Origin of the sequence: Nocardia sp. NPDC060259, assembly GCF_042728775.1 — a bacterium.
Taxonomy (GTDB): Bacteria; Actinomycetota; Actinomycetes; order Mycobacteriales; family Mycobacteriaceae; genus Nocardia.
On the sequence record NZ_JBHXAY010000002.1, the window covers coordinates 1 to 26,380 of the forward strand.

The 26,380-nt window shown below is 70.1% G+C and carries 19 protein-coding genes, 1 tRNA gene and 2 pseudogenes; 11 read left to right on the forward strand and 11 right to left on the reverse strand.

Going from position 1 to position 26,380, the window contains the following annotated elements:
- Positions 1 to 125 precede the first annotated feature (125 nt).
- A complete protein-coding gene (locus ACFWF2_RS01150) occupies positions 126 to 1,094 on the forward strand; it encodes a patatin family protein (protein WP_379303326.1) in 969 nt (322 codons plus the stop codon).
- A gap of 62 nt (positions 1,095 to 1,156) precedes the next feature.
- A complete protein-coding gene (locus tag ACFWF2_RS01155; protein ID WP_379303328.1) occupies positions 1,157 to 1,501 on the forward strand; it encodes a hypothetical protein in 345 nt (114 codons plus the stop codon).
- A gap of 43 nt (positions 1,502 to 1,544) precedes the next feature.
- Here ACFWF2_RS01155 and ACFWF2_RS01160 read toward each other — a convergent pair whose 3' ends face one another.
- The 4 genes from ACFWF2_RS01160 to ACFWF2_RS01175 all read right to left on the reverse strand — a co-directional run bounded on the left by ACFWF2_RS01160 (position 1,545) and on the right by ACFWF2_RS01175 (position 5,916).
- Positions 1,545 to 2,660: a metallophosphoesterase gene (locus ACFWF2_RS01160; RefSeq protein WP_379303330.1), complete on the reverse strand. Its 1,116-nt coding sequence runs from the start codon at positions 2,658 to 2,660 to the stop codon at positions 1,545 to 1,547.
- A 34-nt stretch (positions 2,661 to 2,694) separates the two neighbouring features.
- On the reverse strand, positions 2,695 to 3,813 hold the full coding sequence (locus ACFWF2_RS01165; RefSeq protein ID WP_379303332.1) for a hypothetical protein: 1,119 nt from the start codon (positions 3,811 to 3,813) through the stop codon (positions 2,695 to 2,697).
- Positions 3,814 to 4,057: 244 nt separating this feature from the next.
- Positions 4,058 to 5,398 carry an L-lysine 6-transaminase gene (lat, locus tag ACFWF2_RS01170; RefSeq protein ID WP_379303334.1) on the reverse strand — a complete coding sequence of 447 codons (1,341 nt, stop codon included), beginning with the start codon at positions 5,396 to 5,398 and terminating at the stop codon, positions 4,058 to 4,060.
- Positions 5,399 to 5,463: 65 nt separating this feature from the next.
- Positions 5,464 to 5,916: an Lrp/AsnC family transcriptional regulator gene (locus ACFWF2_RS01175; protein ID WP_071926582.1), complete on the reverse strand. Its 453-nt coding sequence runs from the start codon at positions 5,914 to 5,916 to the stop codon at positions 5,464 to 5,466.
- 114 nt (positions 5,917 to 6,030) lie between these two features.
- On the opposite strand from ACFWF2_RS01175, the gene ACFWF2_RS01180 reads away from it, so the two are divergent.
- The gene (locus ACFWF2_RS01180; RefSeq protein WP_379303336.1) at positions 6,031 to 7,554 is read left to right on the forward strand and encodes an aldehyde dehydrogenase family protein; all 1,524 of its coding nucleotides are present in this window, start codon (positions 6,031 to 6,033) and stop codon (positions 7,552 to 7,554) included.
- 52 nt (positions 7,555 to 7,606) lie between these two features.
- Positions 7,607 to 7,680, forward strand: a tRNA-Met gene (locus ACFWF2_RS01185).
- Positions 7,681 to 7,725: 45 nt separating this feature from the next.
- Here the strand turns inward: ACFWF2_RS01185 and ACFWF2_RS01190 are convergent.
- Positions 7,726 to 8,268 (reverse strand): histidine phosphatase family protein, encoded by a 543-nt coding sequence (locus tag ACFWF2_RS01190; protein WP_379303338.1) that lies wholly within the window; start codon positions 8,266 to 8,268, stop codon positions 7,726 to 7,728.
- Between the two features lie 110 nt (positions 8,269 to 8,378).
- On the opposite strand from ACFWF2_RS01190, the pseudogene ACFWF2_RS01195 reads away from it, so the two are divergent.
- From ACFWF2_RS01195 to ACFWF2_RS01215, 5 genes and pseudogenes are all read left to right on the forward strand, one after another.
- Positions 8,379 to 12,305 (forward strand): annotated as a pseudogene (locus ACFWF2_RS01195) (DEAD/DEAH box helicase); the annotation flags it as partial.
- Positions 12,306 to 12,608: 303 nt separating this feature from the next.
- A pseudogene (locus ACFWF2_RS01200) lies at positions 12,609 to 13,538 on the forward strand (ATP-dependent helicase); the annotation flags it as partial.
- Between the two features lie 4 nt (positions 13,539 to 13,542).
- The gene (locus ACFWF2_RS01205; RefSeq protein WP_379303340.1) at positions 13,543 to 14,322 is read left to right on the forward strand and encodes an Fpg/Nei family DNA glycosylase; all 780 of its coding nucleotides are present in this window, start codon (positions 13,543 to 13,545) and stop codon (positions 14,320 to 14,322) included.
- A 32-nt stretch (positions 14,323 to 14,354) separates the two neighbouring features.
- On the forward strand, positions 14,355 to 14,915 hold the full coding sequence (locus tag ACFWF2_RS01210) for a TetR/AcrR family transcriptional regulator (protein ID WP_379303342.1): 561 nt from the start codon (positions 14,355 to 14,357) through the stop codon (positions 14,913 to 14,915).
- The gene (locus tag ACFWF2_RS01215; RefSeq protein WP_379303344.1) at positions 14,915 to 15,748 is read left to right on the forward strand and encodes an MBL fold metallo-hydrolase; all 834 of its coding nucleotides are present in this window, start codon (positions 14,915 to 14,917) and stop codon (positions 15,746 to 15,748) included. The genes ACFWF2_RS01210 and ACFWF2_RS01215 overlap by 1 nt, the downstream gene beginning before the upstream one ends.
- 83 nt (positions 15,749 to 15,831) lie before the next feature.
- Here ACFWF2_RS01215 and glpD read toward each other — a convergent pair whose 3' ends face one another.
- Positions 15,832 to 17,622: a glycerol-3-phosphate dehydrogenase gene (glpD, locus tag ACFWF2_RS01220; protein ID WP_379303346.1), complete on the reverse strand. Its 1,791-nt coding sequence runs from the start codon at positions 17,620 to 17,622 to the stop codon at positions 15,832 to 15,834.
- 166 nt (positions 17,623 to 17,788) lie between these two features.
- Between glpD and glpK the strand changes: the two genes are divergently transcribed.
- Both glpK and ACFWF2_RS01230 read left to right on the forward strand, forming a co-directional pair.
- A complete protein-coding gene (glpK, locus tag ACFWF2_RS01225; protein WP_379303348.1) occupies positions 17,789 to 19,288 on the forward strand; it encodes a glycerol kinase GlpK in 1,500 nt (499 codons plus the stop codon).
- Complete coding sequence (locus tag ACFWF2_RS01230) at positions 19,285 to 19,908, forward strand: TetR/AcrR family transcriptional regulator (protein WP_379303350.1); 624 nt, start codon at positions 19,285 to 19,287, stop codon at positions 19,906 to 19,908. Before glpK ends, ACFWF2_RS01230 begins: the two co-directional genes overlap by 4 nt.
- On the opposite strand, the gene ACFWF2_RS01235 is transcribed toward ACFWF2_RS01230, so the two are convergent.
- The 5 genes from ACFWF2_RS01235 to ACFWF2_RS01255 all read right to left on the reverse strand — a co-directional run bounded on the left by ACFWF2_RS01235 (position 19,870) and on the right by ACFWF2_RS01255 (position 26,350).
- On the reverse strand, positions 19,870 to 20,787 hold the full coding sequence (locus ACFWF2_RS01235) for an alpha/beta hydrolase (RefSeq protein WP_379303352.1): 918 nt from the start codon (positions 20,785 to 20,787) through the stop codon (positions 19,870 to 19,872). The two genes, ACFWF2_RS01230 and ACFWF2_RS01235, sit on opposite strands and share 39 nt — an antisense overlap.
- A gap of 143 nt (positions 20,788 to 20,930) precedes the next feature.
- Positions 20,931 to 22,103: a PLP-dependent aminotransferase family protein gene (locus ACFWF2_RS01240; protein WP_379303354.1), complete on the reverse strand. Its 1,173-nt coding sequence runs from the start codon at positions 22,101 to 22,103 to the stop codon at positions 20,931 to 20,933.
- 91 nt (positions 22,104 to 22,194) lie between these two features.
- Complete coding sequence (locus tag ACFWF2_RS01245) at positions 22,195 to 23,556, reverse strand: hypothetical protein (protein WP_379303356.1); 1,362 nt, start codon at positions 23,554 to 23,556, stop codon at positions 22,195 to 22,197.
- Between the two features lie 70 nt (positions 23,557 to 23,626).
- Positions 23,627 to 24,631: a hypothetical protein gene (locus ACFWF2_RS01250; RefSeq protein ID WP_379303358.1), complete on the reverse strand. Its 1,005-nt coding sequence runs from the start codon at positions 24,629 to 24,631 to the stop codon at positions 23,627 to 23,629.
- Between the two features lie 318 nt (positions 24,632 to 24,949).
- The gene (locus tag ACFWF2_RS01255) at positions 24,950 to 26,350 is read right to left on the reverse strand and encodes an NAD(P)H-quinone dehydrogenase (RefSeq protein WP_379303360.1); all 1,401 of its coding nucleotides are present in this window, start codon (positions 26,348 to 26,350) and stop codon (positions 24,950 to 24,952) included.
- Between the last annotated feature and the right edge of the window lie 30 nt (positions 26,351 to 26,380).

The following is a 26,380-nucleotide window of genomic DNA, read 5'->3' on the forward strand; positions in this document are numbered from 1 at the left end:
CGCCGGTCGACCTCGACCGGCGCCCGTCGTCGTTTCGACACATTCGCCGCGCCCCGGTGAACGGGCGGCGAAGATCGTGCATCTGGCCAGGCCGGACTCCCGCACCCTGTCGTATCGTGGATCGGGTGACCAGCAGTGCGCGTATCGATCAGGACCCGTCGGCTTCACCGGGTCCGGCCACGGTCGCCGAGGTGATCCGGACTCGACGTGAGGCAGGGAACCGCGGTGACGGGAATCGCCTCGCGCTGGTGATCGAGGGTGGCGGTAGCCGCGGTGTCTACTCCAGCGGCATGGTGCAGGCACTCGAGGAGCTCGGCTTGGCCGGGGTGTTCGACGCCGTCTACGGCACGTCGGCGGGCGCGATCAACGGCGCGTGGTTGCTGTGCGGGCGCGCGGCCACGGGCATGCGGTCCTGGACCGATGCGACGATCATGCGCCGGGTGGTCGATCCGGTGCGGATCCTGCGCGGGCGACCGGTCTTCGATCTGCGCTACCTGGTGCACCACGTCTACGACGGCATCGAGCCGATGGACTTCCCGGCCATCCTGGCCAACTCCACCACCTTCCACCCGATCGCGACCGACGTCCGAACCGGCCGGTCGGTGGACCTCGGACCGCACATCGTGGACAAAACCACCCTGATGACCGCGCTGCGCGCCTCCGCGGGCCTGCCCCTGCTCGCCGGTCCCCCGGTCGATCTCGGCGGCCGCAGCTACTTCGACGGCGGCCTGTCGGAGACCGTCCCGATCCGCACCGCCGTCGCGGCGGGCACCACCCATGCCTTGGTCCTGCGCACCCGCCGCACCGACGAAGTCCGCCCGCCCGCACCCCTGCTGCACCGCATCGTGGGCGGCGGCTACATGCGGGCCATCGCCCCCGGCGCCTTCCGCGCCTGGTCCCAGCGCCCCGGCCAGCAGGCCGTCGAGGACAGCTACCTCACCGGCTTGGGCGACCGCGTCCTCCAGGTCCACCCGCCCGCCGGCGCCCCCGCCATCGACAGCACCGCCCGCGACACCGACCTGCTCACCCGCGCCCTCGACATCGGCCGCACCGCCGTCCACTCGCTGCTGGGCGCAACCCCCCGTCTCGCCTGACCCGGCGAACGCGAGCAACCCCGCCCTCCGGACAACCCCCGGCCCGCAAATACACTCCTGGGGTGGAACCGATCGAGATCAACGCCGGCGCCTGGTACCTGCGCGCTCTCCGGGCCGACGAGCGCATCGACGACCGGCCTGCCCTGGCCGACGGCGGCATCACCGATCCCGGCTACGTGGCCACCCGCTCGGCTCAGTGGGCCGACGAGTCCCACTTCTCCTGGGCCGTCTGCGTGCCGACGACGGCCGAACTGGTCGCCGAGATCGGCGTGACGCCCGGACCCGACGACACCGCGACCGTCACCGGCTGGGCCCGCCCCGGCGAGGACGAGGCGCTGGCAGCCGGCCTGGCCTCGGTCCACCGTTTCGTCGCAGGCGCGCTGGGACTGACCGCCGTCCCCGCCTGAGCTACGGCCGAATCGGCCCCGCCCAGAGGCGATCCCGACCGCGTCAGCCCGCGCGCAACGTCACCACCGCGATATCCGGCGGTGCGCCCACCCGGACCGGTGGTCCCCACGCACCGACACCGCGGGTCGTGAACATCTGCATCTCGCCTACCCGGCTATGACCGGTGACGGTGCCGTTGATCCACTTCACCGGATACATCAGCGGCCACATCTGCCCGCCGTGGGTGTGCCCGGACAGCTGCAACCGCACGCCGTGCTCGCTGGCCACCGTCCCCTGCAACGGCTGGTGGGCGAGGAGCACGGTGAACCGGCCCTGATCCTGCCCGGCCAGCGCGGCCGCGACGTCGGGCGCCGGATCGGTGGCGTCGAAGTCGTAGACCCCGGCGATGTCGATGGACGCGCCCCCGACCGTCACGGCGGCGCGGCTGTTGCGCAGCGAGGTGAGCCCCAACCGGTCGTAGTAGTCGAGCCAGCTGTCGGGCCGGTTCACATACCCTTCGTGATTGCCCGCGACGACGAACTTCCCGTACTTCGACCGCAGTCCGGCCAGCGGGTCGATGTCGGCGCCGACGTAGTCGACCGCACCGTCGAGCAGATCCCCCGGCAGCGCGATGACATCGGGCTGCTGCTCGTTGACCAGCTCGACCACCCGCCGGGTGAAATCCGCGCCACGTGCGGCGCCGACATGGATGTCGGCGACCACGACGACGCGCAGACCGTCGAACTCACGCGGCAGCTGCGCGAAGGTGAGCTCGGCCTCGACCACCCGCGGCCGGTTCGCCTCGACCACGCCATAGGAGACCGTGCCGACGGCGGCGACGATCACCACCGCCGACAGCACCCGGATCAGCCTGCGCCGGTCCTGGTACTTCAGCAGGCGAGCCACGAGAAGCACGAGCCCGATCGCGATCAGCCCGATCCCCAGGTAGAACAGGACCGCGAGCCAGACCTCACCCAGCCAGACGATCGGCCGGACAGGCCGCGGCGAGAAGGCGTTTCCCGCGCCGACCGCGACGAACGGCGGGATCCACAGCAGCACTAGCCCGATCGCGGCGGCCCGGCGCGCGGCCACGCCGAGACCGGGGGCGACCGCGAAACGCCGGTACAACAGCCAGTGCACGAGACCGAGCACGGCCCCGACGAACAACATCTGGAGCATTCGCACATGGTGCCATCACGGCAGGCGCCACCCGCTAGCGCATGACCCCCGTGTGCCCGGTGGAGTAGCGCCCCGGCTGCGGCCACACCGTCAACCCGTGCGGCCCGTGGTCGACGGGGATGCGCGCCAACAGGTTCCAGTTGACGATGTCGACCGCGTACACCTCGTTGTTGTGCCTGCCCGACACCCAGAACACCCGCCCGTCGGCGGAGATGTTGCCCATGTCCGGGCTGCCGCCGCCGGGGATGAACCACTTGTGCGCCAGCCCGTTGGTGCCGAAGTCCCACACCGAGATGCTGCCCTCGTGCCGGTTGGTGATCAGCATCTGCTTGGAGTCACGCGTCACGTAGAGCCCGTGCGTCCCTGTGCCGGTGGGGATGAAGCCGGTGTTGACGAAGGTGTGCGCGTCGAAGGTGTAGATGCCGTCGGCCATCATGTCGGCGACGAAGAAGACGTGCCCGTCGGGCGAGAGCTTCACATCCTGCGGCATCCCGCCGCGCCCGCCCGGCAGGTCGATCATCTTGATCAGCGTGCGCTGCGCGACATCGAAAACCGCCATCCGCCCGATGAATTCACAACTGGCGAGGGCGAAGCGCCCGTCTGCGGTGAAGTCCATGTGGTCGACGCCAGCGCACTCGGGCACCGCGAGCGAGTGCAGCTTCTGCCAGGTCACCGGATCGTAGAAGTCCAGCGACTTGTCCGCCTCGGCGACGACCAGGGCGAACTTGCCGTCCGGCGTGTAATACATGTTGTACGGGTCGCGCACCGGAAAAGCCGGTCCCGCAGGCGCTCCGGTGCGTGGGTCGATCGGCAGCAGGCTACCGCCGCCGATCGGCAGATCGTTGGTGGCGTAGAGGGTCTGCAGGTCGTAGGACGGCACCACGTGCTGGGGTTCGGAACCGCCCGAGGAGAACGTGTCGAGCACCTGGAAGGTGTTCTGGTCGATCACGGTCACCGTGTTGGACTTGCTGTTGGGCACGTAGACCAGCGGCCGGTGATCGGCGACCGACGGGCTGAGTTCCCGGTTGGCCGCGTAGATGTCGGTGGGCGAGAGCGGCGGCGGCATCCCGGGCAGCAGGTCGGTCATGTGCGGCGGCATGGCTGTCGGCGAGGTGGTCGACGTGGGCGCCGCTGTCGGCTGCTCGACCGTCACGGCTTCACTGTTCGAACAGCCGGCCGTAACGGCGAGCAGCAAGGCGGTAGCAATTTGTCCGATTCGCTCGGTTCGGCGGTTCATGCGCAGCACCGTTCCATGTCGTACTGACATCCGGATGACATGGATGCGAAGCCTAGAAGCTGCGACAGCGAAAATCTAGCAAATCAGACAGTGTGCCGCCCACAGCCACGGAATCTCGCCACGGTTATCCGGGCTCGTGGCTGTGAGCGCACCCGTTGCCCTACAGCCGTTCTCGCGTCAGCACGGCATCGAACGCATCGGCGACCTGCCCGAGTTCTTCCTCGGTGACCGTCAGCGGCGGACGGAACCGGATGCCGCGCTCCCCGGTCCCCAGCAACAACACGTGCTGCCGCTCCCGCATCGCCGTCACCACCCGATCCCGCAGATCGTGGCTGGCCAGCGTGATCGCGCACATCAGACCGCGCCCGCGCGGCTCGCTCACCTTGTCCGGATGCGCGGCGGCGAGCTGACCGAGCTGGTCGAGCAGGTAGGCCCCGAGCGCCACCGACTTCTCGATCAGCCGTTCCTGTTCCAGCACCTCGAGAATGCGCCGGGTGCGCACCATGTCGGTGAGGTTGCCGCCCCAGGTGGAGTTCAGGCGGGAGTTCACCCGGAAGACATTGTCGGGCACCTCGTCGACCCGCCCGCCCGCCATGACGCCGCAGACCTGGGTCTTCTTGCCGAACGCCACCACATCGGGCTCCAGCCCCAATTGCTGGTAGGCCCAGGTGGTTCCGGTCATCCCGACGCCGGTCTGCACCTCGTCGAGGACGAACAGCGCGTCGTTGTCGTGACACAGCCGCTGCATCGCGCCGAGGAACTGCGCGCGCAGGTGCCGGTCACCGCCCTCGCCCTGGATCGGCTCGGCGATGAAGCAGGCGATGTCGTGTGGGTAGTCGGCGAAGGCCTGCGCGGCCTGCGCGATGGCCCTGGCTTCGAGCGCTTCGATGTCGGGGCCTGCCAGGGTGTGCGGCGTCTCGATACGCGGCCAGTCGAACTTCGGGAAGCGCGCGGTCTTGATCGGGTCGGTGTTGGTCAGCGACATCGTGTAGCCGCTGCGGCCGTGGAAGGCCCCGGTCAGATGCAGCACCTTGGTGCCGAGTTCCGGTGAGCGGCCGTGTGATTCGTTGTGCCTGCTCTTCCAGTCGAACGCGACCTTCAGCGCGTTCTCCACGGCGAGGGCACCACCGTCGATGAAGAACAGATGCGGTAGCCGCGGATCGCCGATCACGCGGACGAAGGTCTCGACGAAGCGAGCCATCTCCACGGTGTACATATCGGAGTTGCTCGGCTTGTTCAGCGCGGCGGTGGCCAGTTCGGCGCGGAAGCGCTCGTCGTCCGCCAGCGCGGGATGGTTCATCCCGAGCGCGTTGGAGGCGAAGAAGCCGAACATGTCGAGGTAGGCCGTGCCGTCACGTTCGTCGATGAGCGTGCGGCCGTGCGACTTGTGCAGATCGAGCACAAGTTCGAAGCCGTCCGCGAGGATGTGCGAGGACAGGATTTCGTGGACCCGGTTGGCGGGGGTGACCGCCGCGCCGGGGCGCTCCAGTTCGATGGTCACAAAACCGAGGGTACGCAAATATTTACGGAACCTCTACGGAATCGCGGAACTATTACGAGGAATCGTTACCTGTCATAGAATGTCTGCAGGATGATGGTGCTGCGCGTCCGCACGTTGGCGGTGGCCCTGATCTCCTGCAGCAGCTGTTCCAGGTGCCGCGGCGAGGCGACCCGGACCAGCAGGACGTAGCTCTCCTCGCCGGCCACCGAGTGGCACGCCTCGATGCCGGGGATGTGCTGCAACAGGGCGGGCGCGTCATCGGGCTGGGACGGGTCGAGAGGAGTGATCGCGACGAACGCCGACAACAGGTGGCCGAGCGCTTCGGGATCGACATGCGCCGCGTACCCGCGGATCACCCCGCGCGCTTCGAGCCTGCGCACCCGCGACTGCACTGCCGAGACCGAGAGGCTGGCCTTCTCCGCCAGGTTCGACAACGTAGCGCGACCATCGCTCATCAGTTCTTTGATCAATAGTCGGTCGATATCGTCGAGCTGGGGTCTAGCCGGTGTATCCGCCATCAGCGAAGGCTAACGCAGCACGGGGGTCGCGCGGGGAAAACTTCTTTCTGTTCCCCCACCGAATTCCACCGAACTTTTCCGTGAGCCGTACCAAACAGCAGAAGGTGAGCAGCGATGACCCAGACCGTGACCGAGCACTTCTCCGAGCAGCTGGCGCTGCGCGCCAGGGCCCTGCTGCACGGCCTCGGCGCGAGCGTGCCCGAGCCCGGCTCCTTGCTCGCGCGCACGCCGATCTCGGGCGGCATCCTGCTGCCGCTGACCGCTGACACGCCCGCCGAGGTCGATGCCGCGATCGGCCGGGCCGCCGTCGCGTTCGACGCGTGGCGCACCGTGCCCGCCCCGGTTCGGGCGGCGCTGGTGCGCAGACTGGCCCAGCTGCTGGTCGCGCATCAGGGTGAGCTCGCCGAACTGGTCACCCTGGAGGCGGGCAAGATCGGGCCGGAGGCGCTGGGCGAGGTCCAGGAGATGATCGACGTCTGCGAGTTCGCGATCGGCCTGTCCCGCCAGCTCTACGGCGCGACAATGCCTTCCGAGCGGCCGGGTCACCGGCTGATGGAGACCTGGCATCCGCTCGGCGTCGTCGGCGTGATCTCGGCGTTCAACTTCCCGGTCGCGGTATGGGCGTGGAATACCGCCATCGCGCTGGTCTGCGGTGACACGGTGGTGTGGAAGCCGTCGGAGACCACGCCGTTGACCGCGCTGGCCTGTCACACGCTGCTGCGTCGCGCCGCCGTCGAGGTGGGCGCGGATCCCGAAGTGCACCAGCTGATCCAGGGTGACGCCGCGGTGGGCGAGGCGCTCGTCGACGACTCGCGGGTCGCGCTGCTCAGCGCCACGGGTTCGGTGCGGATGGGTGGTGTGGTCGCGCCGCGGGTGGCGGGCCGGTTCGGCCGCTGCCTGCTGGAACTGGGCGGCAACAACGCCGCGATCGTCGCGCCGAGCGCCGATCTGGAGCTGGCGGTGCGTGGGATCGTCTTCGCCGCGGCGGGGACGGCGGGTCAGCGCTGCACCACGCTGCGCAGGCTGATCGCGCACAGTTCGATCGCCGATCAGCTGGTCGAGCGGCTCGCGGCGGCGTATGACCAACTGCGCGTGGGTAACCCGCTCGACGACGGCGTGCTGGTCGGGCCGTTGATCAACGAGCGCGCGTTCACCTCGATGCAGAAGGCGCTCTCGCGTGCCGTGGACGAGGGTGGCGAGATCGTCTGCGGCGGTGAGCGCATCGAGTTGGTCGGCCCCGACGCCTACTATGTGCGGCCCACGGTGGTGCGGATGCCGGCGCAGACGGAGCTGGTGCGCGAGGAGACCTTCGCGCCGATCCTCTACGTGCTCACCTACGACGACATCGACGCCGCGATCGCGCTCAACAACGATGTGTCGCAAGGGCTTTCCTCGTCGATCTTCACCCTCGACCAGCGCGAGGCCGAACGGTTCCTTGCCGGCTCGGACTGCGGCATCGCCAATGTCAATATCGGGACATCGGGGGCGGAGATCGGCGGCGCGTTCGGCGGCGAGAAGAACACCGGCGGCGGGCGCGAATCCGGGTCCGATTCGTGGAAGGCCTACATGCGCAGGGCCACCAACACCATCAACTACTCGACCGAGCTCCCGCTGGCCCAGGGGATACATTTCGGCTGATCAGAAACCGATTTCGTCATCCGTGCCGTGGCGTGTACAGTGGTGTTTACGACGCGGGATGGAGCAGCTCGGTAGCTCGCTGGGCTCATAACCCAGAGGTCGCAGGTTCAAATCCTGTTCCCGCTACTAGACGAAAGCCCCGGAGTTTCGGCTCCGGGGCTTTCGCCGTTTCTAGCCGAGGCGCAGTGTCCAGTTCCCGCGGTAGTGCAGCCGGGTGACGCTCGCGGGCGCAACATCGATGCGCCAGAACGACTTCGGCGGTGCGTCGAGCACGACGAGCAGCACCGCCCTGATCACCGCCGGATGCGTCACAGCCACCGTGTCCCGGCCCGCCGAGGCGATCTCGGCCAGCCAGAACCGCGCCCGGTCGACCAGATCGGTCACCGATTCGCCACCGTGCCCACGGAATTCGGGATCGGTGAGCCACGCGAACAGCTGATCCTGTGCCAGACTGCCCATCTCGGTCCCCCGCCACGACCCGGAATCCAGATCCCGTAATCGCGCATCCGGCTCACCGACCAGCCCTAGCGCCTCCGCCGTCTCCCGAGCCCGCCGTTCCGGCCCGGTCCGCACCTGCGCACCGGCCAACACCGCGTCCGCGCGCAGCGCACCGCGCGCCGACTCGTCCAGTGGTTCGTCGACAGGGAATCGCGCCTTCCGTACCGCCTCGGTCAAGCCATGGCCGACGAGGTCGACTCTGAGCACCGTTTGCACGAGAGCCCAGAGTAGCGCCGGTCACACTGCCCCTGCCATCAGCCCTTCTCCGGCTTCGCCGAACGCTCGCCTCGGCGGGATTGTCGGTGGCCCGGTGCACACTGAAACCTATGGATCGGTTCTCTCCCGCTACCGCGCAGTGGTTCGACGGGGCCTTCGCCGGGCCCACGTCGGCCCAGCTCGGGGCGTGGAAGGCGATCGCGGACGGGAACCACACGCTGGTCGTCGCGCCCACCGGGTCGGGCAAGACGCTGTCGGCGTTCCTGTGGGCCATCGATCAGCTGGCCACGCGACAGGCGCCGGAGCCTGGGACGCCGCGCGGGACGTCGGTGCTGTACGTCTCGCCGCTCAAGGCACTGGCCGTGGATGTGGAGCGGAATCTGCGGGCGCCGCTGGTCGGGGTCACACAGACCGCCAGGCGGCTGGGGCTCGAGCCGCTCGACATCTCCGTCGGCGTGCGCTCCGGCGACACCACACCGGCGCAGCGGCGGGCCATGCAGCGCACACCGCCGGACATCCTCATCACTACGCCCGAGTCGCTGTTCCTACTGCTCACCTCGGCGGCGCGGGAGACGCTGGCCCAGGTCAACACCGTGATCGTCGACGAGGTACACGCCATCGCGGGCAGCAAGCGCGGCGCGCATCTGGCGTTGTCGCTGGCCCGGCTGGATCAGCTGACCGAGCGACCGGCGCAGCGGATCGGGCTGTCGGCGACGGTGCGTCCGCCGGAAGAGGTCGGGCGGTTCCTGGTCGGGTCGGCGCCGATCACCATCGTGCGGCCGCCCGCGCCGAAGACGTTCGACCTGTCGGTGCGGGTTCCGGTGGCCGATATGACCGATCCCGGTGACTCCGACCAGCCGGGCTCGATCTGGCCGCACGTCGACGAGGCCATCGTCGACCTGGTGCTCGAGCATCGGTCCTCGATCGTGTTCGCCAACTCGCGCAGGCTCGCCGAGCGGCTCACCGCGCGGCTCAACGAGGCCTACGCCGCCCGGCTCGGCGAGCCGGTGGACACCGAGCACGCCCCGCCCGCCCAGCTCGGGCCGTCCACCGAGGTGATCCACGGCGCCGACCACCTGCTGGCCCGCGCCCACCACGGGTCGGTCAGCAAGGAGCAGCGGGCGATCATCGAGGACGACCTCAAGAGCGGACGGCTGCGCTGCGTGGTCGCCACCAGCAGCCTCGAACTCGGCATCGATATGGGCGCGGTCGACCTGGTGGTGCAGGTGGAGGCGCCGCCGTCGGTGGCCAGCGGATTGCAGCGGGTCGGCCGGGCCGGGCACCAGGTGGGCGAGATCTCCCGGGGCGTGCTGTTCCCCAAGCATCGCACCGACGTCATCCACTGCACCGTCGCCGCCCAGCGCATGCTGGCGGGCGAGATCGAACTGCTCCAGATCCCCGCGCACCCGCTCGACATCCTCGCCCAGCAGACCGTGGCCGCCTGCGCACTCGAACCCGTCGACGTCGACGCCTGGTTCGACATCGTCCGCGCCACCGGCAGCTACGCGAACCTGCCCCGGTCGGCCTACGAATCCGTCCTCGACCTGCTCGCGGGCCGCTACCCCTCCGACGAGTTCGCCGAACTGCGCCCCCGCGTGGTGTGGGACCGCGACGCGGGCACCCTCACCGGCCGCCCCGGCGCGCAACGCCTGGCCGTCACCTCCGGCGGCGCGATCCCCGACCGCGGCATGTTCGCGGTGTTCATGGTCGGCGAAAAGGCCTCGCGGGTGGGCGAACTCGACGAGGAGATGGTCTACGAGTCGCGAGTCGGCGATGTCTTCGCGCTCGGCGCGACCAGCTGGCGGATCGAGGAGATCACCTTCGACCGGGTGCTGGTGTCGCCCGCCTTCGGCCTGCCCGGCCGGCTGCCGTTCTGGCACGGCGACGGCCTGGGACGTCCGGCCGAACTGGGCACCGCCCTGGGCGAATTCGTGCGGACGGCGGGTCAGGTATCCGCCGACGAGCTGTCCCGGATCGTCGCGGACATGGGCACCCGGCCACCCGGATCGGCCGCGTCACAGGACAATTCGGCAGAACACCGCAGCTCCGCCGTCGCGATCGACGAGCCCGCGTCCAACGGGAGCAAGAAGAAGACCACCCGCACGCGTTCGACGAAGCGCGCGGAGAGCCCCGACGCCGCATCCGCCCGGCTGGAACAGCTCGTCCGCACCGCGGGCCTCGACCAGAACGCGACGGCGAACATGGTCGGGTTGCTCGAGGAGCAGCGCGCCGCCACCGGTCAGCTCCCGACCGACCGCACCCTGATCGTCGAGCGCTTCCGTGACGAACTCGGTGACTGGCGCCTGGTCCTGCACTCCCCCTATGGCACCCCGGTACACGCGCCGTGGGCACTGGCCGTCGGCGCCCGGCTGCAGGAGCGATTCGGCATCGATGCCGCGCCGACCGCTTCCGACGACGGCATCGTGGTGCGTCTGCCCGACACCACCGACGATCCGCCCGGCGCCGAACTGTTCGCCTTCGAACCCGACGAGATCGACGACATCGTCACCGAACAGGTCGGCGGGTCCGCGCTGTTCGCGTCCCGGTTCCGCGAGTGCGCCGCCAGGGCGCTGCTGCTCCCACGCCGAGACCCCGGCAAGCGCGCACCGCTGTGGCAGCAGCGGCAGCGCTCGGCCCAATTGCTCGATGTGGCACGCAAATTCCCGGACTTCCCGATCCTGCTGGAAACCGTCCGCGAGTGCCTGCGCGACGTCTACGACCTGCCCTCGCTGCGCGACCTGCTGACCAAGGTCGCCCGCCGCGAGGTGCGCCTGATCGATGTCGAGACCGCGAGCCCGTCCCCCTTCGCCAACGCCCTGCTGTTCTCCTACATCGGCCAGTTCCTCTACGACGGCGACAGCCCGTTGGCCGAACGCCGCGCCGCCGCACTGGCTCTGGACTCCAGCCTGCTCGCCGAACTGCTCGGCCGCGTCGAACTGCGCGAGCTCCTCGACCCCACGGTCATCGCCCTCACCGAACGCGAACTCCAGCGCCTCACCCCCGAACGCTGGGCCCGCGACGCCGAAGGCCTGGCCGACCTGTTGCGCCTGCTCGGCCCCCTCACCCCCGCCGAGGCAGCCGCCCGCTGCGTGCGGCGCGGTGGCGGCCAGGAAGCCGCTCACCGCGCCGAATCGCCGGACGGCGAGGTCGACAGCGCGAGCCTTCGCGATCCAGCGGCCGAGGTAGCCGAGGACCGGAGCACCGACGACATCCACACCGGCGCCGACCTCCGACCGGCGAACATGGAAGCCGCCGATGGCCGAAACGCCGACGACATCCTCGCCGACTCCGACGCTCCCGCCTGGTTCGCCGAACTGCGTGATGCCCGTCGCGCACTGGAGGTGTCGTTCGCGGGCCGGACCTGGTGGGTGGCGATCGAGGATGCCGCGCGCCTGCGCGACGCGCTCGGGGTGCCGTTGCCGATCGGCGTACCCGCCGCCTTCATCGAGCCCGTCCCCGACCCGCTCGGTGACCTTGTCGGACGCTACGCCCGCACCCACGCACCGTTCACCACCGCCGCCGTCGCCGCCCGCTTCGGCCTCGGATCGGCGGTCGCCGCGACCGCCCTGCACCGGCTGCTGGCCGAGAAACGCGTGGTGGAAGGCGAATTCACGCCGGCGACGGCGGGCACCGAATGGTGCGACGCCCAGGTACTGCGCCGGTTGCGCCGCCGGTCGCTGGCCGCGGCCCGGCACGAGGTGGAGCCGGTGTCCACCGCCGCTCTCGGCCGTTTCCTGCCCGCCTGGCAGCACATCGGTTCCGGCGAACTGCGCGGCATCGACGGCGTCGCCACCGTGGTGGAACAGCTCGCGGGCGTACCGATCCCGGCCTCGGCATGGGAATCGCTGATCCTGCCGACGCGCGTGCGCGACTACTCCCCCGCCATGCTGGACGAACTGATGGCCGGCGGCGAGGTCATCTGGTCCGGCCACGGCGCGATCACCGCCCGCGACGGCTGGATCGCCCTGCACCTGGCCGACCAGGCCCCCTTCACCCTCCCACCACCCGACGACATCGACCCCACCGACATCCAGCTCGGCCTCCTGGCAGCTCTCGGCGCCCCGCTCGAACCCTGGCCGCCGCGCGCCGAGCGGACGCCAACAGTCGACCTCGACGCCCCTGGCAGCACTCCGCCCGCCACTGGCAAGTCCAACAGCCGCAACGCACCATCCAACGGAGGCGCCCCGGCCCACCCAACATCCAGCGGGAACACAGAGCGCCCGGACCGCAACCTGGACGGGGACCGCAACCGGGAAGCAGACCTCGACCGGGACGGAGGCCGCGGCCAGGACCTCCCTCCGGCTCCGCCGACCGACCAGGACAACCCGCGACGACTTCCGGCGACCCTCCACGGCGGCGGCGCCTTCTTCTTCCGCCAACTCTCCGACGCCACCGGCCTGCTCGACGACAAGGCCGTCGGCGACGCGCTCTGGCAACTCGTCTGGGCCGGCTACGTCTCCGGCGACACCTTCGCCCCGGTGCGCGCCCTGCTCTCCGGCACCGCGCGCAGCACCACCGCCCACCGCACCCCACGCCGAGCTCCCCGCGGCCGCGCCTACCTCCCGCGCCCGTCCATGCCGACCCGCACCGGCCCACCCACCCTCGCCGGCCGCTGGTCCATCCTGCCGGAACGAGTGCAGGACAACACCCTTCGCGCCCACGCCACCGCCGATCAGCTGCTCGAACGCTACGGCGTCCTCACCCGCGGCTCGGTGCAGAACGAGGGCGTGCCGGGCGGCTTCGCGCTGATGTACCGGGTACTCACCGAGTTCGAGGATCGCGGCCGGTGCCGCCGCGGCTATTTCGTCGACACCCTGGGCGGCGCCCAGTTCTCCACCACCGACACCGTCGACCGGTTGCGCTCGTTCGACACCGACCGCGGCACCGCCCAGCCCGGCGTCGCGCTCGCCCTGGCCTCGTGCGACCCCGCCAACCCGTACGGTGCCGCGCTGCCGTGGCCGAAAGGCGACGCCGAGGGCGGACACCGGCCCGGCCGCAAGGCGGGCGCACTGGTGGTGCTGGTCGGCGGCGAGCTGGTGCTCTACGTGGAACGCGGCGGCAAGACCCTGCTCAGCTTCACCGAGGATCCCGGCCTGCGCCGGATGGCCGCGACCGCCCTGGCCGGTCTCGTGCACGACCGCAGGGTCGACGGGCTGGTGATCGACAAGATCAACGGAGAAACCGTGCACGGCAACACCTTCGCCGACGTCCTCGTCGAGGCGGGCTTCTCGATGACACCGCGCGGCCTGCGCCTGCGCAGGCAGGTGTAGCCGAATGCCCGAGGGCGACACCGTGTTCCGCACCGCCGAGCGGCTGCGCACCGCACTGGCCGGTAAGACCCTCACCCGCAGCGACTTCCGGGTTCCCCGATACGCGACGGTCGACCTGGTCGGCGACCTGGTGACGGAGGTCGGCAGCTACGGCAAGCACCTGTTCATCCGCACCGACCGGGTGAGCATCCACACCCACCTGAAGATGGAGGGCGTGTGGCGGGTGTTCCATCGCGGCCAGCGGTGGACGAAACCGCCGGTCACCGCGCGGCTTGTGCTCGCCACCGACGAGTTCGAGGCCGTCGGCTTCGAACTCGGCAAGGTGCAGGTGCTGCCCCGCGCCGAGGAGCACACCGTCGTCGACCATCTCGGCCCCGATCTGCTCGGCCCGAACTGGGACGCCGCCGAGGCCCTGCGCCTGCTCTCCGAATACCCGCGCCGCCCCATCGGCCTTGCCCTGCTCGACCAGCGCAATCTGGCCGGCATCGGCAACATCTACCGCAGCGAGATCTGCTTCCTGCGCCGCGTGCACCCGGCGACCCAGGTCGGTGACATCCCCGACCTGCCCGCGCTGGTAGACGAAGCCCACCGCGTCCTCGGCAAGGCCGCGCACCAACCGCCCTGGCGGCCGATGGCCTACGGCCGCACCCGTCGCCCGTGCCCCCGCTGCGGCACGGCGATCGTCTCCCGCCTGCTCGGTGAGGACGACCCGGCCGACCGCATCACCCAGCGCGAACGCGGCATCTACTTCTGTCCCCGCTGCCAACCGGAGCCTACTAACTAGACCGGTCGTCATACTCGAGCTACGCTGAGCGGGTGACTCCACGCACGGACTCCCGGCAGCGTTTCCTCGACGCCGCCGCCGACCTGTTCCACACCCAGGGCTACCACGCCACCGGCGTCAACCAGCTGGTCAGCGCGGGCGGCGCACCCAAGGGCTCCTTCTACTTCCACTTCCCCGGCGGCAAGGAACAACTCGCCGCCGAGGCCGTCGTCCAGTCCGCCGACGCGCTGCGGACCCTGCTCGAAGCAGCGCTCGAGACCGGCGACATCGACGGCGTGTTCACCGCGCTCGGGACGATGCTCACCGACTCGAACTTCCAGCGCGGCTGTCCCCTCGCCACCATCGCCCTCGACGCGGGCGACAGCGAGCCGATCCGCGAAGCCTGCGTCACCGGTTTCGACACGTGGCGCACCGCGATCGACGACTTCCTGCGCGCCAAGGGCATTCCCGGCGAGCGCGCCGAAGAACTGTCCACCGTGGCGCTGGCCATGCTCGAGGGCGGGCTGCTGCTCGCCCGCACCCGACGCGACCTCACCCCCTTGCGCATGGTCGCCGACCATCTGCGCGCCACCCTCGAACAGGAGCTCTCCTGATGCGTATCCACCACATCGACGGCGGCACCATGCGCCCCTTCGGCGGCCGCCTCCTCGACGGCGTCGGCGGCATCACCCGCCGAGCCGAGATGGTCTGCCACTGCGTACTCATCGAACTCGACGACCGCCTCGTCCTGATCGAGACCGGGATCGGCGAGGGGGCGGTCCGGCGTCCGGACGAGTGGCTCGGCCGCCGTTTCATCCGGATGACCCGCCCCGTCCTCGACCTCGACCGCACCGTGGCGCGCCGCATCGAGGCGCTCGGCTACCGCCGCGAGGACGTCACCGACATCGTGCTCACCCACCTTGACCTCGACCACGCGGGCGGCCTCGCCGAATTCCCGCAGGCCAGGGTGCACGTCTACGGCGAGGAATTGCGCGCCCTCGACGGCAAATTCGGCCCGCGCGAGAAATTCCGTTACCGTGCAGCGCAATTCGCGCACGGTCCGCGCTGGGAGAGCTACGACGAACTCGGCGAACCGTGGTTCGGCTTCGGCGCGGTGCGTCAATTACGCGGTCTCCCGGCGGAACTGCTGATCATCCCGCTGGCCGGGCACACGCGCGGCCACGCCGGAATCGCGATCGATACCGGCGCGGGCTGGAAGTTCGCGGTCGGCGACGCCTACTTCCATCCCGGCCAGCTCGACCTGGAGCACCCGCATCAGCCGCCCGGCTCCGTGCTGTTCGAGCGTCTCGTGCAAACCGTCGGACCCGCGCGGATCGACAATCAGGAGCGGCTGCGTGAACTGGTGCGCGGCCACGGCGACGAGGTCGAGGTGTTCTGCGCGCACAATGCCGTCGAACTGCGCGCGCTGCAATCGGCGACCGTCTGACAGGACTGGCGTAATCGTGCACAACGGCCGCCGCCAGTCAGTTTTCTGACTGCGCGGCGTCGAATTGCACGATTACGCCGCTCTCACCGATCTTGCGGCACCGGTTCGAGCAGCTGGGGTCGCGGTTCCGGCGCCGCCGCCCGCAGCGCGTCGGCGGAGATGTCGTCGGGCTGGGTCTGCGATTCGATCTCGGCCCGCACCCGCGCCTGATAGGTGGACACCTCGCGGTCGATCTCGTCGGCGTCCCACCCGAGGACGGGCGCGACCAGATGCGCCACCTGTTCGGCGCAGTGCGCGCCGCGATCGGCGTACTCGATCGAGATGCGGGTGCGCCGGGCCAGGATGTCGTCGAGGTGCAGCGCGCCCTCGGCGGCGGCCGCGTACACCGCTTCGACCTGCAGATAGGCGGGGGCGTCGGTAATCGGTTGCAGCAGTTCGGGTTTGCCCGTGGCCAGCGACAGTACTTCGTCGACGACCGAGCCGTAGCGGTCGAGCAGGTGCGTCATCCGGTACGGGTGCACGCCGTAGTGCTCGGCCAGCTGGACGGTCTGATTCACCAGGGCGAAGTAGCCGTCGGCGCCGAGCAGCGCGACCTTCTCGGTGATCGACGGCGACACCCGCGCCGGAATATCCTGTGCCGCTTCGTCCATCGCGTCGGCGGCCATGACGCGGTAGGTGGTGTACTTGCCGCCGGCGATGCTCACCAGACCGGGCGCGACACGGGCGACGGCATGTTCGCGCGACAGCTTGGAGGTATCGTCGCTCTCCCCGGCGAGCAGCGGGCGCAGCCCCGCGTAGACGCCGTCGATGTCGGCCGGGGTGAGCGGGGTGACCAGCACTTCGTTCACCCGCCCGAGCAGGTAATCGATGTCGGCCTTGGTGGCGGCCGGGTGCGCGAGGTCGAGGTTCCAGTCGGTGTCGGTGGTGCCGATGATCCAGTGCGCGCCCCACGGGATGACGAACAGCACCGAGGTGGTGGTGCGCAGGATGATCGCGGCATCGCTGACGATGCGGTCGCGCGGCACCACGATGTGCACGCCCTTGGACGCGCGCACATGGAACCGGCCGCGCTGACGCGACAGGCCCTGCACCTCGTCGGTCCACACGCCGGTCGCGTTGATCACCACATGCGCGCGCGCCTCGCCGGTGCGCCCGTCCTCGGTGTCGCGCATCTTCACGCCGACCACCCGGTCGGCCTCCCGCAGGAACCCGACGACCTGGGTGGAGGTGCGGATGACCGCGCCGTAGTGGGCGGCGGTGCGGGCCACGGTCATGGTGTGGCGGGCATCGTCGACAACGGTGTCGTAATAGGTGACGCCGCCGATCATCGAATCCCGGCGCAGCCCCGGAGCCAGCCGCATCGCACCGTGCCTGGTCAGATGATGCTGTCCAGGAACAGATTTCGACCCGCCCATGGTGTCGTAGAGGGTCAGGCCCGCGGCCACGTACGGCCGCTCCCACACCCGGTGGGTCAGCGGATACAGGAAGCGCAACGGCTTCACCAGGTGCGGCGCCAGCGTCGACAGCGCCAGCTCGCGTTCCTTCAGCGCCTCCCTGACCAGCCCGAACTCGAACTGTTCGAGGTAGCGCAGGCCACCGTGGAACATCTTCGACGACCGGCTCGAGGTACCGGATGCCAGATCGCGGGCCTCGACGAGCCCGACCGACATGCCACGGGTCGCCGCGTCGAGCGCGATGCCCGCGCCGACCACGCCACCGCCGACGACCAGGACGTCGAACCGATCCTTGCCGAGGCGTTCCCAGGCGGTGCGCCGCTGGTCCGGGCCGAGCTGACCCGGCCCGAGCCGGTCCCGTTGGCCGCCCGCGACCAGTTCCCCGGGGTGCAGGAACGGAAATTCCGGTGTCTGCGACATGCTCGACTCCTCGCCGCCGACCGCGGAACGGCCGGTCCCAGCCGACAGTGGGTCGACGCCGGTGCACGTTCCCGGCGCCGCTGCGTACAAGTTCAACGTAGTGCCACCTCGCCGCTCGTGCTGGATTCGGCGGGGCGCGCCTCCCGCCTTTCGGTAACCTGCACCAATGCGTCGCTATGTGGCCGCCATCGATCAGGGCACGACTTCGAGTCGCTGCATCGTCTTCGACCGGCGGGGCCGGATCGTCGGAACCGCACAGCGGGAACACCGGCAGATCTTCCCGAAACCGGGCTGGGTCGAGCACGATCCGGCGGAAGTGTGGCGCAATACCGAATGGGTGCTCGGCGCCGCGTTGGGCAACAGTGGCTGCTCGGCCGGTGATCTGGCCGCGATCGGCATCACCAACCAGCGCGAGACCACCGTCGTCTGGGATCGGGCCACCGGCGAACCGGTGTACAACGCGATCGTCTGGCAGGACACCCGGACCGATCAGCTGTGCACCGAACTGGCGGGTGAGCAGGGCCCGCAGCGCTATGCCGAGCGCACCGGACTGCCGCTGTCGACCTATTTCGCCGGGCCGAAGCTGCGCTGGATCCTCGACAATGTCGACGGCGTGCGCGCCCGCGCCGAGGCCGGTGACCTCTGCTTCGGCACCATGGACAGCTGGGTGCTGTGGAAGCTGACCGGCGAGCACCTCACCGACGTCACCAATGCCTCGCGCACCATGCTGATGGATCTGCGCACGCTGCAATGGGATTCACAGATCTGCGCCGACTTCGACATCCCGATGTCACTGCTCCCGCGGATCCGCAGCTCTTCCGAGGTCTACGCCGAGATCACCGCGGGCCCGTTCGCGGGCGCACCGGTGGCGGGCATCCTCGGCGACCAGCAGGCCGCCACCTTCGGCCAGGCGTGCCTGTCCCCCGGCGAAGCCAAGAACACCTACGGCACCGGCAATTTCATGCTCCTCAACACCGGAACCACACCGGTGATCAGCAAGCACGGCCTGCTCACCACCGCCTGCTACCAGCTCGGCGACCAACCGGCCGTGTACGCCCTGGAAGGGTCCATCGCCGTCACCGGTTCCCTGGTCCAGTGGCTGCGGGACAATCTCGGGATCATCGCCTCGGCCGAGGAGGTGGAACCGCTGGCCCGCAGCGTCGACGACAACGGCGGCGCCTACTTCGTCCCCGCCTTCTCCGGCCTGTTCGCCCCGCGCTGGCGCCCCGATGCCCGCGGGGTCATCGCGGGCCTGACCCGCTTCGTCACCAAGGCCCACTTGGCCAGGGCCGCACTGGAATCCACCGCGTTCCAGACCCGCGAGGTCGTCGACGCCATGCGCGCCGACGCCGCCGCCCAGCAGCTCGACCTGGAACTGACCACCCTCAAGGTCGACGGCGGCATGACCGGCAACGACCTGCTCATGCAGTTCCAATCCGACATCCTCGACGTCCCCGTCGTCCGCCCGGTAGTCCGCGAGACCACCGCACTCGGCGCCGCCTACGCCGCGGGCCTCGCCGTCGGCTACTGGTCCGGCCTCGACGACCTGCGCGCCAACTGGACCGCCGACCACACCTGGTCCCCCACCATGCCGGACGACGAACGCGTCCTGCGCTACAGCGAATGGAACAAGGCCGTCGAACGCACCTACGGCTGGGCGGGATGAACCGCCCACGCAAAACACCCCGGCAGCAGCGTGCCAAGAACACGGTGGACACGCTGCTCGAAGCCGCGGCCCAGGTGTTCTCCCGCGAGGGCGCCACGGCGACCACGAATCGCATCGCCGAACGAGCGGGCCTGTCGATCGGCACGCTGTACCAATACTTTCCGAACAAACAGGCCATGCTGCACACGCTGGCCGAGCGCCACCTGATCGACGGTGCGCAGCGGCTGAGCGAGGTCTTCGCGCGTCTGCGCGCCGAGCGGCCGCCGTTCGACGACAGCATGCGCGCGATCATGGAGGTCGTCGCCGACCTCCATCGCGATCGGCCCGCACTGCATGCCCTGCTGCATCGCGTCGCGCTGAGCCTGCCGGTCGAGCTCGCGGCGGTGCAGGCGTTCGAGGACTACCTCGTCACCGAGGTCGAATACCAGCTGCGACGCTGTGCACGGGGCGGACCCGACACCCTGCTCACCGCGCGGACGCTGGTGCACGCGGTGGACGCGCAGGTGCATCGGGTCCTCACCCGGCACACCGTGCGCACCGAGGAGCTGACCGCGCTGGCGATGGCGATTGTTCCCGACCGGTCAGCGCGGGGCGCCGACCTCGGCGAGGATCTCCCGTAGCGCATCGGCGAGCTGGGTGACGCCCGGCTCCTCGACCGGAAAGTGCCCGCAGCCCGCCAGCAGGACGGCACTGGTCGGCGCACTGATGCGGGCGAGGAATCGCATGCTCAGCTGGGGCGGAGTCCACCGGTCCTCGGCGGGATGCACCAGCGTCACAGGTGCCGCGGTGAAATCCTCCGGCAGGGTGTGCCGGAACCGCAGAAAGTCGACGAGGAAACCGAGCGGAATCCGGACACCACCGCCCCGCGGATCCGTGGCGCACACTCGGGTCAGGGCTGGGTCCAGGCTCATGTTCTCCATGTCGGCCAGCCAACGGATCGGCACCCGTACCCGGCCGAGCACCGCGGCGACACCAGCCAGCGCCCAGGCCGGCGTCGCCGCGACCGGCGCCCAGCGCGCCATCGCCCTCCGCATCGCCGGATCGGCCGGGTCGGGCAGGCAGGTCGCCACGACGTGCGCCACCCGACCGGTGCGCGCGGCCACCTCGTAGGCGAGTATCCCGCCCATACTCGCCCCGAACAGCACGAGCGGCCGATCGTCGGTTTCGGTCTCGGCCAGGACGAAATCGCTGACCAGCTCCACCCATTCGCGGTAGCGCACCGCGCCGGGGTCGGACACCACCGTGTCGCCGTACAGCGGCAGATCGATCGCCGCCACCGAAACACCGTGCGCCGCACCGATACCGAGTAGCGGCCAGACCAGACCCGCGTGGCCGCCACCGCCGTGCAGTCCCAGCACCCGCACGGGCGCGTCGTCCGCGCCCGCCCGCGCGACATGAACCCGATGGCCCCGCCGGCTCCACCAACTCGACACGGGTTCGAGCATCACCTCGTGCCGGTACCGCTGTGGCAAATATTGCGCGTAGGGGAGATATTCCATATCCCCAGCATCGGCGCGGAACGGCCCGCCGCCAACTCGCATTTCCCCTCGGCGTCGATCGGAAAAATAGCTCCTGACCAGCGAAGATTCCAGTCGGTTTCGCCGAGGCCGTCCCCTGCTCGCATTCGGGTCCCGCGGACTCGCTAGCGAACAGTCGACGCCAGTCGGTCGATCGCCTCGATCAGCGTCGCCTCGTCGGAGGTGGTGAAGCACAGGCGCATCGAGTTGCGGTAGGCGTCCGAGACGGCGAAGGCGGCGCCGGGCACGTAGGCGATGCCGGCTTCGAGGGCCTTGGGGAGGAGGGCGGCGGTGTCGGTGCTGTCGGTGAAGTTGGCCCAGACGAACATGCCGCCCGCGGCGTCGGTGCAGCGGACGCGGTCGGCGAAGGTGGTGCGGACAGCGTCGACCAAGGCGTTGGCGCGGGTGCGGTAGGCCTGGCGGACCGAATCGATGTGGGCGGCGAGCCACTCGGTGTCGGTCAGCAGATCGGTGGCGATCTGGTGGGTGAGGGCGGAGCCGCACAGGTCGGCACCCTGTTTGAGGAGTTCGACCGCGCGACAGACGCGGTCGGGGGCGACCATCCAGCCGACGCGCAGGGCGGGGGCCAGGATCTTGGAGACGCTGGAGAGGCGGATCACCTGGGGCGAGTAGGTGGCGACCGGGTCGGGGGCGGGCTGGTCGAACCAGAGTTCGCCGTACGGGTCGTCCTCGATGACCCAGAAGCCGTGTGCCTGCGCGAGTTCCGCGAGACGGCGGCGGCGTTCGGGGGCGAGGGTGACGCCGCCGGGGTTGTGGAAATTGGAGACCGTGTGCACGACCGCCGGGCGGTCGCCCGCGGCCAGCAGGTCCTCCAGGATGTCGACGCGCATGCCGTCGGAGTCCAGCGGCACGGCGACGATGCGCGCGCCCGCGGCCCGGAACACCTGCAGCGCACCGACATACGCCGGATCCTCGACGATCACCAGCGCACCGGGATCGAGCAGGACCTCGGCGAGCAGCGACAGCGCCTGCTGGGAACCGTGGGTGATGAACACCTCGTCCACCGGCACGGCGCGGCCGATCCTGGCGGTCTCCCTGGCCGCGATCACCGCGCGCAGCGCGGGCAGGCCGGGCGACTCGGTGTACTGCAGGACCGCGGCGTCGGCCAGCGCCGACTCGGCGGCGACGGCGATCCGCTCGCGCGGCATCAGCGCCGCGTCGGGCAGCCCGCCCGCCAGGCTGATGACGTCGGCGCGCGCGGTGAGTTTGAGCAGGTCCCTGATCGCCGAGCTCTGCAGGCCGGCGAGCTTGCCCGCCAATGGAGTGGTCAGCGACATGGAAACCTCCGGGTACACCAAGGGAAGCAATCATCCTACGATTGCATATCGCTCACCAGAATGTGAAATTAGCGTCCCGAATAGTGAGACCCTACCGAGCAGTGATCGACTTGACCTGCCACTTTCCCTCGGTGTTGGTGGTGACGATCTCCTGCTTGTAGACGATCGCCGAGCCGTCGGGATGCCACTCGCGCAGTTCCACGTCGTACCTGCCGGTGGTGGTCTCGCGCATCTTCACGCAATGCTTGGAACCGGCCGGGATCAGGTCGTCGATCGCCTTCTGGATCGTCTCGGCCGGGGAGATGTTCTCCGCGTCGGGCGCGACATACTCGCGGACCTTGGCGCCGGACCGGTCGACGTAGAAGGCGTACTGGAAGCCGAGGATCGCCTTGGCGCCCGTCGACGTGTCACCGGGACCGTTGCCGACGGTGACCGCCTGCTCGGCCACGGCCTTGCAGTCGGTGGGCGAGGTGATCGACGGGATCGGGGCCGCGGTCACGCCAGGATCTTCGCCACCACCGCGCTTGACCAGACCGATCGTGAGCACCAGCGCGACAACGAGCAGCACCGCTGCCGCCGCGCCGCCGATGATCCAGCGCATCCGCTGGTCGGGTTCCTTCTTCTCGCTGACCGGCGCGATCGGGGTCTTCGGCGCGAGCCTGCGGGCGATCGGATCATCGGCCCAGGACAGCCCCTGCTCGGCGGGCGGCTTCGGCACCCCGCCGCTCTCGTCGGGACTGTTCCACCAGGCCTTGTCCTCGGCCTTGGCTTCCTCGGCGATCGGCGCGCGCGTGGTCTCGGGCGCGGGCTGGCGCACCATCTCCGGCGTGGACATGCGCACGGTCTCGGACGCGGGCTCGGCGGGAGCTTCCGCACGCGGTCCCGGCTTGCCGCGCCGGATCACCTCGGTGAGTTCGCGACCCGAGGTCACCGGTACCGAGTCACCGAAGGGTGAGCTGTCCCGGCGCTGCGGCGGCTCACCGGTGAATCGGACGGTCTGATCCTCCGACGGCGCGCCGATCCTCGGGTCGGGGGCACCGAACGGCGAGGCATCGCCCGCGGGACGTGGCGGCGGGCTCTGGGGCGGAACAGGCGGCGGCGTGGCCACCGCATCGCCGAAGACAGACGTCGGTGCGGAGTGGTTGCGGGGCGGCTGGACCGGAGCGCGCGGCGGCATGGTGAGCGGCCCCGGCGGCGGTGCCACCGGCGGCGTCCCGGCGACCGGCGCGCCGAACGGACTCGCGGCAGGCGGACCCGACGCGGGCGGACCGGCCGGACGCCAGCCCATCTCCGGCATCGAACCCGGCGGGGCAGGCGGCGGCGCCGCGGCGAGCGGCCCACCGAAACCGGTGGGCTCGTCGTCGAGCGGCGGCCCGAAATCGCTTACGGGAGGACCGAATCCGGCCGCGGGCCGTTGTCTACCGCGCTCGTTGTCGTCACCGTCGGTGCCCAAGTCCAATCCTTTCCCCAGGACACACGTGTGGGGCGGTCGCACCCGACCGCCCCACACGACATACTGCGTGTCAGTACTGGAGCGAGCCACCCCACTGCGTGGTGACACCTGCGACGTTCACCGTCTGAAGCAGCTCCCCCGGCACCGGAAGTGTAGCCTTCGCAGCGGCTTCCATCGCGGCGACGCCACCCGGCTGCGCCTTGATCCAGTTCTCGACCGCCGCCTTGGCCAGGTTGGCCTGGGTGGTGTCGAGGACGGTCACGGTGGTGTTGTCGGCACGGCCGTCGCCACCGTTGTAGGTGGTGACCTTGACCGAGTTCTCGCCGATGTACTCGACCGAGACGCCCGCGTCACCGTAGCCGGTCGGCGTGCGGTAGCCGACGGTGCCGACGTAGCCCGAGGCGTTGTTGTAGTGGTGGGTGTTCACCACACCGGGCAGCACACCGCCGCCGTCGACGGAGAGACCGAGCTCCTGGTGCGGGCCTTCCATCTCGACGACCGGCGCAGCCGGAGCGTCCGAGAAGTGCGGCGCCTGCCAGGTCGGCGTCTGGACGAGCTTGTCGGAACCCTCGTCCTCGACATCGGCGCCCGCGCCCTGGCCGGACGGCACGGTCGGCTGCGCCTGCGACGGCTGCGCGGGCTGGCCCTGCGACTGCTGACCGGGGGTTGCGGTGCCCGGCTGACCGGGGGTGGTCTCCTGCTCGGGCGTGGTGCCCGCGCGCTCCGGCGACACGGCAGGCTGCGCCTGGCTGCCCTGGCCGGTCTGGCCCGGCACCGGCAGCGGTGCGACACGCGGGGTGGTGACACCCGGCTGGCTCGGGGTCGGCTTGGCAGGCGTGGCCTGGCCCGGCTGACCCGGCGCGGGGCTGGTGACACCCGGCTGGGCCGGGGTCGGCTTGGTCTCGCCCGGCTTCACATTCTCCGGCGTCTCCGGCTGTGTCTGCTCGGGGGTGCCGGTCTCCGGCGCCTCGTTCGAAGGCTGCTCGGTGCCCGGCTGCGCAGGAGCCGGTGTAGCCGGCGTCGTCGGCTGATCGCTGGGGACCGCGCCGGCGGGAGCCGCAAGAAGGGTTGCCACGGCGGCTGCAGCAGCCAGGGGCAACGACGTGCTTGCCATCGCTCGCTGCGCCCGACTCGGCTTACGATGCTTCACTTTTCGCTTATCCCTTTCCCGGAGGGAATCCCCCACTGCTCCACCACGCGATCACAACTTGATCGCGCCTCGGCCGTGAGTCAACCACATGAGCGCGGGACAGGCAACGCAGCAGTAAGATTCGCGCCGCCTGCGCAAACGCCCGTGGAGATCACCACCGAGCAACGACGACGAACGTTGTCGAGCAAGACAATTCGAAACCTCCCGCGCCGGTGACCCGCCTCACATTCCGGCGGGGACCGCTCAGTCCAGGTCGTCGTGGCGCATCAGCAAACGACCGGCTTCGGTGACCGAACCGGTCAGCGACGGATACACCGAGAACGTCTGCGCCAGATCGGTGACGGTGAGGTTGTTCTGCACCGCCAGCGCGATCGGCAGGATCAGCTCCGAGGCGATCGGCGCGACCACGACACCGCCGATCACCACGCCGGTCGCCGGGCGGCAGAAGATCTTCACGAAGCCGCGCCGCAGCCCCGACATCTTCGCGCGCGGGTTGGTGTTCAACGGCAGCATCACCGTGCGCGCAGGCACCTCGCCGTTGTCGATGGCGGTCTGGCTGACACCGACCGTCGCGATCTCCGGACGGGTGAACACCGCCGAGGCCACTGTCTTCAACCGGATCGGGCTCACGCCCTCACCCAGCGCGTGGTACATCGCGATCCGGCCCTGCATCGCGGCCACCGAGGCCAGCGGCAGCAGGCCCGTGCAGTCGCCCGCGGCGTAGATGCCGGGCACCGAGGTGCGCGAAACCCGGTCAACGCGAAGGTATCCGCCGCGATCGAGTTCGATGCCGACCCGGTCGAGGCCGAGGTTCTGGGTGTTCGGGGTGGAGCCGACGGTCATCAGCGCATGCGAGCCCGTCACGGTGCGCCCGTCGGACAGCTTCACCACGATGCCCTCGGCGGTGCGCTCCACCGCATCGGCGCGGGCGTGTTTGACCAGCTCCACGCCGCGCTCGGCGAGCGCCTCCTCCAGCACGAGCGCCGCGTCGGCGTCCTCACCCGGCAGCACCCGGTCGCGGCTGGAGACCAGCTTCACCCGCACGCCCATCTCGGTGTACGCCGAGACGAACTCGGCGCCGGTGACGCCGGAACCGACCACCACCAGGGTTTCCGGCAGTTCCTGCAGGTCGTAGAGCTGACGCCAGTTCAGGATGCGCTCGCCGTCGGGCTCGGCGCCGGCCAGCACGCGCGGGCTGGCGCCGGTCGCGATCAGCACGACCTCGGCCTCGAACTCCTCGGTGCTGCCGTCGGCCAGCGTCGCGCGGACACGGTGCGCCAAACCGGGGGCCGGACCGACCAATTCGCCCTGACCCGACAGCAGCTGCACGCCCGCGGCCTGCAGCTTCGCCCGGATATCGGCGGACTGCGCCAGCGCGAGCGCCTTCACGCGGCCGTTTACCTCGGGCAGGTGCACCTTGGCCTGGTCGGCGTCGAGGGTGATGCCCAGGTCACGCGCGCGGCGCAGATCGGTACGCAGACCGGTCGAGGCGATGAAGGTCTTGGACGGCACGCAATCCCACAGCACACACGCGCCACCGATACCGTCGGCGTCCACCAGGGTTACCGACGCCCCGTGCTGGGCCGCTACCAGCGCCGCCTCGTATCCCGCCGGTCCGCCACCGATGATCGCAATCCGTGCCACAGCCACGCTCCCTGTATTCGCCTGATCGGC